Origin of the sequence: Caenimonas aquaedulcis, from assembly GCF_015831345.1 — a bacterium.
GTDB classification, from domain to species: Bacteria; Pseudomonadota; Gammaproteobacteria; order Burkholderiales; family Burkholderiaceae_C; genus Ramlibacter; species Ramlibacter aquaedulcis.
Genome location: NZ_JADWYS010000001.1, coordinates 1254911 through 1268004 on the forward strand (window position 1 = coordinate 1254911; position 13094 = coordinate 1268004).

General features: G+C 68.5%; 12 protein-coding genes. 4 read left to right on the forward strand and 8 right to left on the reverse strand.

Annotated elements, in window-relative coordinates; all coding sequences use genetic code 11:
• Positions 1-82 precede the first annotated feature (82 nt).
• Positions 83-985 (forward strand): transglutaminase family protein, encoded by a 903-nt coding sequence (locus tag I5803_RS05940; protein ID WP_196985466.1) that lies wholly within the window; start codon positions 83-85, stop codon positions 983-985.
• A gap of 555 nt (positions 986-1540) precedes the next feature.
• On the opposite strand, the gene I5803_RS05945 is transcribed toward I5803_RS05940, so the two are convergent.
• Positions 1541-1936: an RcnB family protein gene (locus I5803_RS05945; RefSeq protein WP_196985467.1), complete on the reverse strand. Its 396-nt coding sequence runs from the start codon at positions 1934-1936 to the stop codon at positions 1541-1543.
• A 99-nt stretch (positions 1937-2035) separates the two neighbouring features.
• Between I5803_RS05945 and I5803_RS05950 the strand changes: the two genes are divergently transcribed.
• Entirely contained in the window at positions 2036-2488 is a 453-nt protein-coding gene (locus tag I5803_RS05950; protein WP_196985468.1) for a RidA family protein, read from the forward strand.
• Here the strand turns inward: I5803_RS05950 and I5803_RS05955 are convergent, their stop codons facing one another.
• From I5803_RS05955 to I5803_RS05975, 5 genes are all read right to left on the reverse strand, one after another.
• Positions 2489-2944: a hypothetical protein gene (locus I5803_RS05955; RefSeq protein WP_196985469.1), complete on the reverse strand. Its 456-nt coding sequence runs from the start codon at positions 2942-2944 to the stop codon at positions 2489-2491. It lies immediately after the preceding gene.
• A gap of 85 nt (positions 2945-3029) precedes the next feature.
• Positions 3030-4652: a GMC family oxidoreductase gene (locus I5803_RS05960; RefSeq protein WP_196985470.1), complete on the reverse strand. Its 1623-nt coding sequence runs from the start codon at positions 4650-4652 to the stop codon at positions 3030-3032.
• Positions 4649-5644: an ABC transporter substrate-binding protein gene (locus tag I5803_RS05965; RefSeq protein ID WP_196985471.1), complete on the reverse strand. Its 996-nt coding sequence runs from the start codon at positions 5642-5644 to the stop codon at positions 4649-4651. Before I5803_RS05965 ends, I5803_RS05960 begins: the two co-directional genes overlap by 4 nt.
• A gap of 34 nt (positions 5645-5678) precedes the next feature.
• Positions 5679-6512 (reverse strand): ABC transporter ATP-binding protein, encoded by an 834-nt coding sequence (locus tag I5803_RS05970; protein WP_231402345.1) that lies wholly within the window; start codon positions 6510-6512, stop codon positions 5679-5681.
• Complete coding sequence (locus I5803_RS05975; RefSeq protein WP_196985472.1) at positions 6509-7279, reverse strand: ABC transporter permease; 771 nt, start codon at positions 7277-7279, stop codon at positions 6509-6511. Before I5803_RS05975 ends, I5803_RS05970 begins: the two co-directional genes overlap by 4 nt.
• 61 nt (positions 7280-7340) lie before the next feature.
• On the opposite strand from I5803_RS05975, the gene I5803_RS05980 reads away from it, so the two are divergent.
• Entirely contained in the window at positions 7341-8066 is a 726-nt protein-coding gene (locus tag I5803_RS05980) for a GntR family transcriptional regulator (protein ID WP_196985473.1), read from the forward strand.
• Positions 8063-9214, forward strand: coding sequence for a mandelate racemase/muconate lactonizing enzyme family protein (locus I5803_RS05985; protein WP_354001627.1), 1152 nt, complete (start codon positions 8063-8065; stop codon positions 9212-9214). Before I5803_RS05980 ends, I5803_RS05985 begins: the two co-directional genes overlap by 4 nt.
• 3 nt (positions 9215-9217) lie before the next feature.
• Here I5803_RS05985 and I5803_RS05990 read toward each other — a convergent pair whose 3' ends face one another.
• Both I5803_RS05990 and parC read right to left on the reverse strand, forming a co-directional pair.
• Entirely contained in the window at positions 9218-10747 is a 1530-nt protein-coding gene (locus I5803_RS05990; protein WP_196985474.1) for a class I adenylate-forming enzyme family protein, read from the reverse strand.
• Positions 10744-13074: a DNA topoisomerase IV subunit A gene (gene parC / locus I5803_RS05995; RefSeq protein ID WP_196985475.1), complete on the reverse strand. Its 2331-nt coding sequence runs from the start codon at positions 13072-13074 to the stop codon at positions 10744-10746. The genes I5803_RS05990 and parC overlap by 4 nt, the downstream gene beginning before the upstream one ends.
• Between the last annotated feature and the right edge of the window lie 20 nt (positions 13075-13094).

The following is a 13094-nucleotide window of genomic DNA, read 5'->3' on the forward strand; positions in this document are numbered from 1 at the left end:
CCCCCACGCTTGTCACTTCGTGTACGGCGCTGCCCCCCGAGGGGGCCGTCGTCGGCTTGGGGCGGCCCGGCGCCGACTGAACATGTTGCTCCACGTCGTCCACGAAACGCACTACGACTACTCGCCGCCCGTGCGCACCGCACAGCACATGGCGCACCTCAAGCCCGTGCACAACGCGCAGCAGCAGTTGCTCAGCCACGAGCTCGCGGTGCATCCCGCGCCCGCGCGGCAGACCGAGGCGATCGACGTCTACGGCAACACGCGCGCGTTCTTCAGCCTGCAGTCGGCGCATGCGCAGCTGGAGGTCGTCGCCGAAAGCACCGTACAGACCTCGGCCCCGCCCCTGCCCCGCGAGGAGATGGCATGGGAGGAAGTGCGCGAGCGGCTGCGCTACCACCGCGGCGCGGCCTACGACCCCGCGTCGGAGTTCGTGTTCCCGTCCTCCTATGTGCCGCGCCACGAGAACTTCATCGAGTACGCGCGTCCGAGCTTCATCGAGGGCCGCTCCTACATCGCCGCCGCGCGCGACCTGATGGAGCGCATTTATGAAGACTTCACCTACGAGACGGACGCGACGGACGTCAGCACGCCCGCGCTGAGGGCGCTGGAGATGCGCCAGGGCGTCTGCCAGGATTTCGCGCACATCATGCTGGGCTGCCTGCGCAGCCTGGGGCTGCCGGGCCGCTACGTGAGCGGCTACCTGTTGACGGAGCCGCCGCCCGGCCGGCCGCGGCTGGTGGGCAGCGACGCGTCGCATGCGTGGGTGTCGGTGTACCTGCCCTCGGAAAGCGGCAAGGGCGAATGGGCGGACCTGGATCCGACGAACAATCGTGCGCCGGGCGAAGACTACGTCACCGTGGCGACGGGCCGCGACTATTCCGACGTGGCGCCGGTGCGCGGCGTGCTGCATGGCGGCGCGAACCACAAGCTGCGCGTCGCCGTGACGGTGGCGCCGGTGGCGGTTCGGGCTACTTCTGCGGACTAGCCTGCGTTGCTGAAGCGCGCGGGTCGCGCCAGGCGGTAGGCGGCAGGGGCTCATGCTGTGGCGGTTTTTGCTTCGCAAAAACACCGCTGTTTTCGCCGGTGCGACGACGGCACCGAAACCCTCGCTGCGCTGACGCTCCGCTCAAACACTTGCGGTGAGTCAGTTCACGAAGCGCGCAAGCGCGCCCGTCGCCGCACCAGCGAAAACAGCTCGCCACAGAAATCGCCCCTACCGCCTACCGCCTGCCACGACCCGGGAAGCGGCGTGCCTGCTGCTTTGAAACCCCGAGTGCCACTCTCCGGGTCGCGGCAGGCGGTGCCCGGTGGGGGCGATTTCTGCGGCGCCTGGGATTTGCGGTTCGGGACCGGGCGCGCTTGCGCGCTTCGTCTCTGACTTGCCGCAAGTGTTTGAACGGAGCGCCAGCGCAGTGAGGGTTGCGGCACCGGTCCCGAACCGCAAATCCCAGGGAAGTTTTGCGAAGCAAAACCGCCGCAGTATGAGCCTCCACCGGGCACCGCCTGCCGCGACCCGCGAGCGACGACACAACACGCGGGTTCAGCGCCCGTACCGCGTCTGCGCGATCCTCCCGGTCGCCATCTCCACCAGCACATAGTCCGCCCCCACCTGATACCACCGGTATCCCTGCGGCGGTACGAACAGGTTGTGCGCGCGGAGGTTGTCGACCGAGTACTGGCGATTGATCAGCTCGCGCGGATAGCGCTGGCCGATGCGCAAGTCACGCCCCGGCCCGGCGCCGCGGATCCCGTTGCGGTAATCCTGCTCCCGCTGCTGGTACCAGCGGTTGTCATAGGGCCCGCCATAGCGCTCCCACGGATGCTCGATGTAGTAGGCCTCGTTGCCCGGGACCATGTTGGGCGAGTCGTTGGGTTGGGCCTGGGCGGACCACGAAGCGGCGAGCAGCGCCGCGAGGAAGAGGAATCGTCGTGCCATCGAAGTCTCCTTGCGCGAAGGGCCCCATGTTCCCACAACCCGCACGCGCGGTGCCAAGACCTACAATTCGAGCCCCATTCCCGCAACAGGCAGCCCATCATGAGCGTCTACGACAAGCTGAAAGAACTCGGCATCACCCTTCCCCCCGTCGCCACCCCGGCCGCGGCGTACGTGCCCTTCGTGCGCACCGGCAACCTGGTGTTCCTCTCCGGGCACATCGCCAAGAAGGACGGCAAGTCCTGGGTCGGCCAGCTCGGCAAGAACATGACGACCGAGGAAGGCAAGGCCGCGGCCCGCGCCATCGCAGTCGACCTGATGGGCACCTTGCACGCCGCCGTGGGCGACCTGAACCAGGTCAAGCGCATCGTGAAGGTGATGAGCCTCGTCAACTCGACGGGCGACTTCACCGAGCAGCACCTGGTCACCAACGGCGCCAGCGAATTGTTCGGGCAGGTGTTCGGCGACAAGGGCGCGCACGCGCGCAGCGCCTTCGGCGTGGCGCAGATTCCCACCGGCGCGTGCGTCGAAATCGAGCTGATCGCGGAAGTCTGATCAGCGCCTGCGCAACGCCACACCCTCCAGCCAGCTGGTGCCCGCGCAAGGCGAGCGGCACTGGTGGGGGTTGGACACCGTGCCGCGCAATTCCCGCCCCACGGGCGCCAGCGCGATTTCGCAGCCTGTGTTGCGATCGAGCGCTTCGAGCCGCCGCGAGCGGGCGTCCCAGTACCCGAGGCCTTCGAACTGGCACAGCTGCGCATTGGGCAGCGTGAATTCGCCCTGCACCTTCACGTCGCGCGCGCCGCCGAAGCTCGTGCGCTCGATCGACACGGCGTCGCTGATGCGCGAACAGGCGGGCCGCCCGGTGCGCGCATCGGAAACGCACACACGCTTGGCCGGAGAGCGCCACTGGCCGATCAGCCCCGAAGGCGCTTCGGCCGTGCCCGCGATGGCGCCGGCCCACAGCAAGACGCCGAAGCCGACCGCGAAGGGGGAAATGCCGTATCTCATGGCTGCCAGCGTAGCGGCTGGCGCAGCGGCAAAGCCGCATCAATTGTGAAGCGCGGTTAACCCGCGCTCCCGGGGCAATGGCTTGTTACGGTTGAGCCTGCCGCACGAGCGCCGCGCCCTTCTCGCCGATCATGATCGCGGCCGCGTTGGTGTTGGTGGACACCATCGTCGGCATGGCCGACGCATCGATCACGCGCAGCCGGTCCACGCCGCGCACGCGCAACTGCGCGTCGAGCACCGCGCGGTCGTCCCCGCCCATGCGACAGGTGCCGGCGGGATGGAACACCGTGCCGCCCTTGTTGCGCGCGAAGGCCTCCAGCGACGCGTCCCCGGCGGCCTGCCCGCCGGGCATGTACTCCTCGGACACGAGATCGCGAAAGGACGGTTGCCGGTAGATCCTGCGCAGCATCTTCAGGCCCGCCACGAGCACCCGGGCATCGTGCGGATCGGTGAGGTAGTTGGACACGATGCGCGGCGGCTGCAGCGGGTCGGCCGAACGCAGCGTCACCGTGCCGCGCGAGAGCGGCCGGCATTGCGTCGCCGACGCGGAAAAGCCGGAGAAGCCGTGCAGCGGATCGCCGGGCTTGTCCACGGACAGCGGCATCACGTTGAACAGCACGTCGGGCCGGCCGTCCTGCGCGTATTCGCTGCAGACCATGCCGCCCACCTGCCCCGCCCCCACCGTCAGCGGTCCGCGCTGCTTGAGCAGCCACTGCAGTCCCATGCCCGCCAGGGAGAGCGGGTTGCGCACCTGGTCGTTGAGCGACATGCGGTCGCGCAGCTTGACGATGACGCGCGCCTGGTAGTGGTCCTGCAGGTTCGCGCCCACGTCGGGTGAATCGGCCTTCACGTCGATGCCGTGTTCGCGCAGGAGCCCGGCGGGGCCGACACCGGACAGCTGCAGCAGTTGGGGCGATTGCAGCGCACCCGCCGCCAGCAGCACCTCGGCGTCGGCGCGTGCCTCCTGCCGCGCCCCGTCCTGCAGCCACTCCACGCCCACGGCGCGTCCCGACTCGATCAACACGCGCGTGACATGCACGCCCGTCATCACCGTGAGGTTGGGCCTCGCGCGCACCGGCGCGAGAAATGCCGTTGCGGCATCGCAGCGCCAATGGCCCTTCAGCGTGAGCTGGTAGGCGCCGAGCCCCTCCGTGCGCGGCCCGTTGAAGTCCGGGTTGAGCCCGAAGCCCGCCTCCACGCCCGCATCGATCCAGGCCTGGCAATACGGGTGATCGTTGCGCAGGTCGGAGACGCACAACTCGCCCGAGGCGCCATGGAATTCGCTCTCGCCGCCTTCATAGCGTTCCGACCGCTTGAAGTACGGCAGGACGTCGCGATAGCTCCAGCCCGTGGCGCCCAGGCGCGCCCAGTCGTCGAAGTCCGCCTGCTGCCCGCGGATGTAGAGCAGCCCGTTGATCGCGCTGGAGCCGCCGAGCACCTTGCCGCGCGGCCACGAAATGGCGCGCATGCCGGTGGCCTCCTGCGGCTCCAGCGGAAACTGCCAGGAAAAGCGCGGGTCGTAGATGGTGCGGAAATAGCCGATGGGCAGGCGCAGCCAGAAGTTGCCGCCCTCCCCACCCGCTTCGAGCAGCAGCACCCGGCACGCCGGGTCGGCTGTCAGGCGGTTGGCCAGCACGCAGCCGGCGGAGCCGGCGCCCACGACGATGTAGTCGTAGCCCCCGGCCTGCTGCCGCGCGCCGCCCGTCATGCCTTCACGGTGTCGAGGAAGGGCTTCGCGTCGAAATACTGGTCGGCCTTGAGCGCGCCCTGGATGTTCGCGTTGGCGACGAAGAAGTCCGTCACCTGCTGCAGCCACTTGGTGACCGTGCCGTCCTGGTAGCGCGTGCGCCACTCGGCATTGGTGAAGTACTTGGACGCCTTGAATTGCTCCTTGAAGTCCGGCAGCGCGATTTCCTTGTACTGCGTCTTCTGCAGCATCTCGGCGGCGGCGTCGGGCTGCGACGTGATCATCGCGTTGACTTCGGCCCAGGCCGCGATCACCTTGTTGATCACCGGATGGTTCTTGTCGTACCAGTCGTTGCGCGCGGCCCAGCCGCCCATGATCGCGGCCTGCGGGAAGAACGCGGACGCGTCCACCAGCTTGCGCGCATTGGGCATCTTCTGCTTGACGGTGGTGTCGAAGGGAACCCACAGCGCGACGGCGGGGACCGCGCCGGAGATGAACGACGTGACGGCTTCCGTCATGCGCTGGTTGACCAGCTGCACGTCCTTGGCCGGGTCCAGGTTGCCTGCGCGCAGCGCGCGGTCCAGGAACACGTGGGCCGTGGTGCCGGTGGTCGTGGAGATCTGCTTGCCTTTCAGGTCCGCGACCGACTTGATGTCGTCGCGCACCCAAAGCTGCGCGGTGGCGTACTCGATGTTGTTCATCAGGAAGGCCTTGCCTTGGCCGCGCGCGGGGAAGTTCGACAGCACGGCGCCGGTCGCCAGCATGTCCAGGCTGCCGCCGATCATGGCCTGGAAGAGCTCCAGGCCCGTGGTGAACTGGATCAATTCCAGGTCCAGCCCCTGCTTGGCGAAAGCCCCGTTCTGCTGGCCGATCCAGATGTGGCCGTCCACGGCGGGCGTGTGCAGGTAGCCCACCTTCACCTTGGTGCGCTGCTGCGCGAACACCGGAAGCGCCGCCGAGGCGATGGAGGCGGCGGCGGCCGCCTGGATCAGTTGTCTGCGTTGGATGGCCATGGTTTTCTCCTGGGGGTGGTCGTGGTCGGTCGGGTCAATCGGACATGCGCACGGCCTGGCGGGCCTGCGCTTCGTATTCCTGCATCACCAGCTCGCGGATGTGCGCGCGCAATTCCGCGAAGCGCGGGTCCTCGTGGACGTTCTCCGCGCGCGGGTAGCCGAAAGGCACGTCGATGATCGTGCGGATGCGCGCGGGGCGCGCCGTCACGACGACGATGCGCGACGAGAGGTAGATCGCCTCTTCCACCGAGTGCGTGATGAGCATCACCGTCTTGCCTTCGCGCTCGAGCACCTGCAGGAGCAGGTCCTGCATCGCGGAGCGGGTCTGCGCGTCGAGCGCGCCGAAGGGCTCGTCCATCAGCAGGAACTGCGGCCGCACCGCGTAGGCGCGCGCGATCGCCAGGCGCTGGCGCATGCCGCCGGACAGGTGCTTGGGAAAGTGGTTCGCGAAATCGGTGAGGCCCATGAGGCCCATGTAGCGCTGGGTGATCTCCGCGCGTTCCTGTGCGCCCACCCTGCTCGATGCGAGCTTGAGGCCGAACTCGATGTTCTGCCGCACGGTGAGCCAGGGAAAGACGCCGTATTCCTGGAAGATCACGCCGCGGTCGGGACCGGGCGCGGACACGGGCTTGCCGTCGAGCAGCACCTGGCCCTGCGTCGGCTGCACGAAGCCGCCGACGATATTCATCATCGTGGTCTTGCCGCAGCCCGAGGGGCCGATGATGGAGACGAATTCGCCCTGGCGGATGTCGAAGGAGACCTTGTCCAGCACGCGCATGGGGCCGTGGTCCGTCGGGAAGTCGACGGACACCTGGTCGAAGCGGATGCGCACCGGCTGCGCGCCGGTGGAGTCGATCATGGCGCTCATGCGATGCGGTCCTGCCAGGCCACGAGCCGGCGCGTGGCGATGCGCAGCGCGACATCCATCGCCAGCGCGATGAAGCCGATGCAGATGATGCCCACGTAGATGATGTCCAGCTGGAAGAAGGACGAGGCGTTCTGGATCAGCGCGCCCAGCCCTTGCTGCGCGGCGATCAGCTCGGATGCGACGAGCGTGGCCCAGGCGACCCCGAGCGCGACGCGCACGGCGGTGAGGATGTGCGGGATGGTGAGCGGCACGATGACCTTGCCGAAAATTTCGAGGTCGCTCGCGCCGAGCGTGCGCGCGACCTTGATGAAGATCGGGCTGATCTGCGCGATGCCTTCGTACATGACGATCACGCCCGCGAAGAAGGAGGCGTAGAAGAGGATGGCCGTCTTGGCGGCCTCGCCGATGCCGAAGTACACGATGACCAGCGGAATCAGCGCGATGGGCGGCAACGCGCGGAAGAAGTTGATCACCGGGTCGATGAACGAACGCAGTCCCTTGTACCAGCCGAGGCAAAAGCCCACCGGCACCGCCAGCAGCACGCCGAGCGTGACGCCCAGGAACACGCGCTGCGTGGACATGTAGATGTCCTGCCAGAGCCTGCCCTTGGACAGCTCGATGAATTTCTCGAGGACCTGGTGCGGGGCCGGGACGAGCGCCGGGTTGATGAGGCCGCTCGCGCGGATGCCGTACCAGATCGCGACGATGAGCACCCAGGGCGCGAGCACCAGCGCGACCCTCGCGATCCAATTGTGTTTACCGAACATCCTATCGATAGTACCATCGGTCCTGTGCACGATTCCCGGGTCTTTCCCTAGCCATAAGCATATGTCCGCGCGCTTCCAGGACAGCCCCATCCCACGCTACGCCCAGCTGGCCGACCTGATGCGCCAGCGCATCGCGCGCGGGACCTGGCCGCGCGAGCACCGCCTGCCCTCGCTGGAGACGCTGATGGAGGAATTCGGCGTGGCTCGCGTGACGGTGCGGCAGGCCGTGGATGTTCTTTCGCGCGAAGGCCTGCTCTCGCCGCAACAGGGCCGCGGCACCTTCGTCACCGGCACCCCCTCGCGCGAGCGGATCATCAACGTCTTCACGACGCTCGACGAACTTGCGCGCGTGTACGAAGACACGCAGCCCAAGATCGTCAACATCGACGAATCGGTGAGCAGCGCCCCGCTGGACATGGCCGAGGGCGCACCGGCGCCGAGCTACGCCTTCATGCGCCGCGTGCACTCGCGCGACGGCCGCCCGTACTGCGTGATCAACATCTACCTGGACGAGCGCATCTTCCGGCTGGCGCCGCAGGCCTTCCGCACGAAGACCGTCATCCCCCTCCTCACCGCGATGAAGGAGGTGCGCATCAGCACCGCGCACCAGGTGATGACGCTCGCCACGGCCGACATGGAAGTCGCGCAGCTGCTGGAGGTGCCCGTCAACTCGCCCGTCGCCGAAGTGCGCCGCATCTTCAAGGATGGCGCCGGCACCGTGATCTACCTGGCGGACGTCACCTATCGCGGCGACGCCATCCGACTCGAAATGGACCTGAAGCCGTGACCCTGCCCGCCCTGCCTCCCGCCGCCATCCACCCGGTGAAGCTGGAGGCTTTCGTCTTTCGCTGCCCCATCTCGACCCCGGTCAAAACCTCCTTCGGCACCATGCACGACCGGCCCGCGCTCTTCGTGCGCGCGCAGGACGAAGACGGCGCCGTGGGCTGGGGCGAGGTGTGGTGCAACTTCCCGTCCTGCGGCGCGGAGCACCGCGCGCGGCTCCTCGATACCGTGATGGCGCCGCTGCTGCTGTCGCGGGCGTATGCGAGTCCCGCCGAAGCGTTTCGCTTCCTCTCGGACAAGACCGCCGTGCTCGCGATCCAGTCCGGCGAACCGGGGCCGATGGCGCAGGTGATCGCGGGCATCGACCTCGCGCTGTGGGACCTGTGCGCGCGCCGTGCGGGACAACCCCTCTGGCGCTTCCTGGGCGGCACGCGCGATCGCATCCCGGTCTACGCCAGCGGCATCAATCCGGACCAGCCGGAAGTCCTCGCGGCGGCGAAGCGCCAGGAGGGCTACCGCGCCTTCAAGCTCAAGGTGGGGTTCGGCGAGGCGCGGGATCTCGCGAACCTTCGCGCGCTGCGCTCGCTGCTGGGCGACGAGGCGCCGCTGATGGTGGACGCGAACCAGGGATGGGACCTCGCGGAGGCCACGCGCATGGCGCCGCTGCTGCACGACTTCCGGCTGGGATGGCTGGAGGAACCGCTGCGCGCGGACCGTCCGTGGTCCGAGTGGAAGCAGCTCGCCACCGCAACGCGCATTCCGCTGGCGGGCGGGGAAAACCTGCTGGGCGAGGAAGCCTTCGCGACCGCGATCGCCCAGTCACCGCTTGCGGTGATGCAGCCGGACCTCGCCAAGTGGGGCGGCATTTCCGGATGCTGGCCCGTGGTCGTGAAGGCGCGCGACGCGGGCCTGCGGTATTGCCCGCACTTCCTGGGCGGCGGGATCGGCTTGCTTGCGTCCGCGCACGTGCTGGCGGCCGCGGGAGGCGACGGCATGCTGGAGATCGACGCGAACCCCAACCCGTTGCGCACGCTGCTGTCGCCGCGGCTGTCGGTGATCGACGGAGGCGCCTGCACGCTGGGCGACGCGCCGGGCATCGGCGTCACACCCGACCTGGCACGGGTGGCGGAGACGGCAGCGCGGGGCTGCTGACGCTCAGGCTGCGAACTGTGCGCGCAGCTGGCGCTTGAGCACCTTGCCGATGTCGCTGCGCGGCAGCTCCGGCAGGTAGCGGATGGCGGAGATGCGCTGCACCTTGCCGAGCTGCGTATTGGCCCACGCGCGAAGTTCCTCCTCCGGCGGCGCGGCTTCGCCCGGCACGACGAAGGCCACCGGCGTTTCGCCCCACTCCTCGGAAGGCACGCCCACGACCGCGGCATCGGCCACACCCTCGTGCCCGCGCAGCACCGATTCGAGATCGCTCGGGTAGACGTTGAACCCGCCGGAGATGATCATGTCCTTGCGCCTGTCCATGAGCGTCAGGAACCCGTCTTCGTCGAAGCGCCCGACGTCGCCGGTGCGGATGAAGCGCCGGCCCGCACCGTCGTACCACTCGGCCTCGCGGGTCTTGGCCGGCTGGTTGTGATACGCCGTCATCATCGACAGGGACAGGCCGACGACCTCGCCGATCTCCCCTGCGGGTAACTCGCGCTCGTCCTCGTCGATCACGCGGATGTCATGGCCCTCGGCGGGTCTGCCCACGGTGCCGAGCTTGTCCGGGAAGTTGTGCGCCTCCAGCATGCAGGTGCCGCCGCCTTCGGTCATGCCGTACAACTCCACCAGCCCGCCGGGCCAGCGCTGCAGGATATCGGCCTTCAGCTCCGCATGGAAAGGCGCGCTGGTGCAGAACTTCATGACGAAGGACGAGAGGTCGAAGCCGTCGAATTCCGGCAGCGCCATGATGCGCCGGTATTGCACGGGAACCAGCATCGCGTGCGTGACGCGCTCCTGCTCCGCCAGCGCAAGCCAGGTCGCGGCGTCGAACTTCGGGGGCGCGAACACCACGCACCCGCCCTTGGCGATCGCGGGGAAGAAGCTGACGAGCGTGGTGTTGGAGCACAGCGAGGTCGCGATCTGCGTCACGGACTGCGGACCGTAGCCATAGTTCTCCGCGCGCGCCACGTGCTGCCAGCGCATCAGGTGCGGCTGCACGATGCCCTTGGGCGTGCCGGTGGTGCCCGACGAATAGATGATGTTGAACGGCCAGCCGGGCTGCACCTGCACGGGCCTGGGCTTGGCGCCCGCGGGCGCGAGCCAGCCCTCCAGCGAAGGCTGCGAGGATCCGTCCATGTGGATGCGACGCGCCGCCGTCGCGAATGCCGGGACCGATCCGTCCACGAAGAAATGCCGCGCGCCGCAATCGGCCGCCATGTCCGCGAGTTGCTGCGCGGACGACTGGATCGCCAGCGGCGCGACGGCGACGCCCGCGCGCAGCGCACCGAGGAACACCGCCGCGTACTCCAGCGAATTGGCGCCGCAGATCGCGATGGTCTCCCGTGGCTTCACGCCGTCGCGTTGCAGCGACGCCGCCACGCGATCCATCATCGCGTCCAGCTGCGCCCAGGTGACGCTGCGTTCGCCCTGCACCAGCGCGCGCCGGAACGGGCGGGCCGCCGCATGTTCGCGAACGAGGTCCGCGATCGCCCGGAAGGGCAGCGGCGCTGCGGTCGCGGCGGCCTGCTTCACTCGACCCTCTCGATGCCCGTCGGCTTGAAGCCGAGATCCGCCGCCTTGCCCTTGCGGCCGCGGCCCGCCTTCGCGTTGTTGAGCGAGCGGATCTCCAGGGTCTCGTCGCGCTCCTTGCCGCCGCGGCCGATGCCGGTGATCTTCACGCTGCGCGTGTACGCCGCCGCGCCCGCGAGCTGGTCCTTCGCTTCCAGGTCGATCAGCATCAGCCCCCGGCCGCCCTTCTCCATCGGCTTCAATTCGCCGATCTCGAAGGTCAGGATGCGGCCACCCGTGGACGCGCACGCCACGTGCGTGGCGGTCGGCTGCGGCGGCACATTGGCGGGGGACGGCCGGCAGATCGTCTCGCCCTCGCCGACGCTGATGAAGGTCTTGCCGCCGCGCTGGCGCGACATCATGTTCTCCACCGTCGCGAGGAAGCCGTAGCCGCCGGTGCCGGACAGCAGCAGCCACGCACTGGGAGCGCCCGCGAAGTAGTGCATCAGCTGCGTGCCCGCTTCGAGGTCGATTAGGGTCGTGACGGGCTGGCCGTCCCCGCGCGCGCCCGGCAGCAGCGACACCGGCACGGTGTACACCCGGCCGTTGCTGCCGAAGGCCAGCAGCGTGTCGACGGTGCGGCATTCGAAGGTCGCGTACAAACCGTCCCCTGCCTTGAAGGCGAAGCCGCCCACCTCGTGCCCGTGGCCCTGCCGCGCACGCACCCAGCCCTTCTGCGAGACGACGACGGTCACAGGCTCGTCGATGACCTTGATCTCCGCGACGGCCTTCTTCTCGGCCTGGATCAGCGTGCGGCGCGCGTCTTCGAACTGCTTCGCGTCCTGCTCGATCTCCTTGACCATCAGGCGGCGCAGCGCGGCGGGGCTGCCGAGGATTTCCTCCAGCTTCTTCTGTTCGTCGCGCAGGTTCTTCAGTTCCTGCTCGATCTTGATCGCTTCCAGCCGCGCCAGCTGGCGCAGGCGGATTTCCAGTATGTCCTCGGCCTGGCGTTCCGACAGCTTGAAGCGCTCGATCAACGCGGCCTTCGGCTCGTCGCTGCCCCGGATGATGCGGATCACCTCGTCGATGTTCAGCAGCACGAGCTGCCGGCCTTCGAGGATGTGGATGCGATCCAGCACCTTGCCGAGCCGATGGCGCGAGCGGCGCTCGATCGTGGCATGGCGGAATTCGATCCACTCCGTGAGCATCAGCCGCAGCGACTTCTGCACGGGCTTGCCGTCCAGCCCCACCATCGTGAGGTTGATGGGTGCGGAGGTTTCGAGGCTGGTGTGGGCCAGCAGCGTGGTGATCAACTCGCCCTGCTCGATGCGGCTCGTCTTCGGCTCGAACACGAGGCGCACCGCGGCGTCCTTGCTCGATTCGTCGCGCACCGCATCCAGCACCGCGAGCACCGTCTGCTTGAGCTGCACCTGGTCCTGGCTCAGGGCCTTCTTGCCGGCCTTGACCTTCGGATTGGTAAGCTCCTCGATCTCCTCCAGCACGCGCTGCGAGCTCACGCCCGGCGGCAGCTCGTTGACCACCAGCTGCCACTGGCCGCGCGCGAGCTCCTCGATCTTCCAGCGGGCGCGCACCTTGAGCGAGCCGCGCCCGGTGCGATACGCGTCGGCGATGTCGGCCGCGGGGCTGATGATCTGGCCGCCGCCCGGATAGTCGGGTCCGGGCACCATCGCGAACAGCTCGTCGTCCGCGAGCTTGGGCGTCTTGATCAGCGCGACGCAGGCATCGGCGATCTCGCGCAAGTTGTGGCTCGGGATTTCCGTCGCGAGGCCCACGGCGATGCCGCTCGCGCCATTGAGCAGCGTGAAGGGCAGCCGCGCGGGCAGCTGCTGCGGCTCCTCGGTGCTGCCGTCGTAGTTGGGGATGAAGGTGACGGTGCCTTCGTCGATCTCGTCGAGCAGCAGGTTGCTGATGCGCGCGAGCCGCGCTTCCGTGTAGCGCATCGCCGCCGCGCCGTCGCCGTCACGGCTGCCGAAATTGCCCTGGCCGTCGATCAGCGGGTAGCGCTGCGAAAAGTCCTGCGCCATGCGCACCAGCGCGTCGTACGCCGCCTGGTCGCCGTGCGGATGGAAGCGGCCGAGCACGTCGCCCACGACGCGCGCGCTCTTGACGGGCCGCGCGCCGCCCGCGCCGGCAAAGCCCAGGCCCATGCGCACCATCGAATAGAGGATGCGGCGCTGCACCGGCTTCTGGCCGTCCGCCACGTCGGGCAGCGCACGGCCCTTGACGACGCTCAGTGCGTATTCCAGGTAGGCGCGCTGCGCATAGGATGCGAGATCGAGTTCGCTGTCGTCCCCGCCGTCGCCGGTGGGGGTGATGAGGTCTTGCTCCATGGATCGCCGTGTTCGAAAAG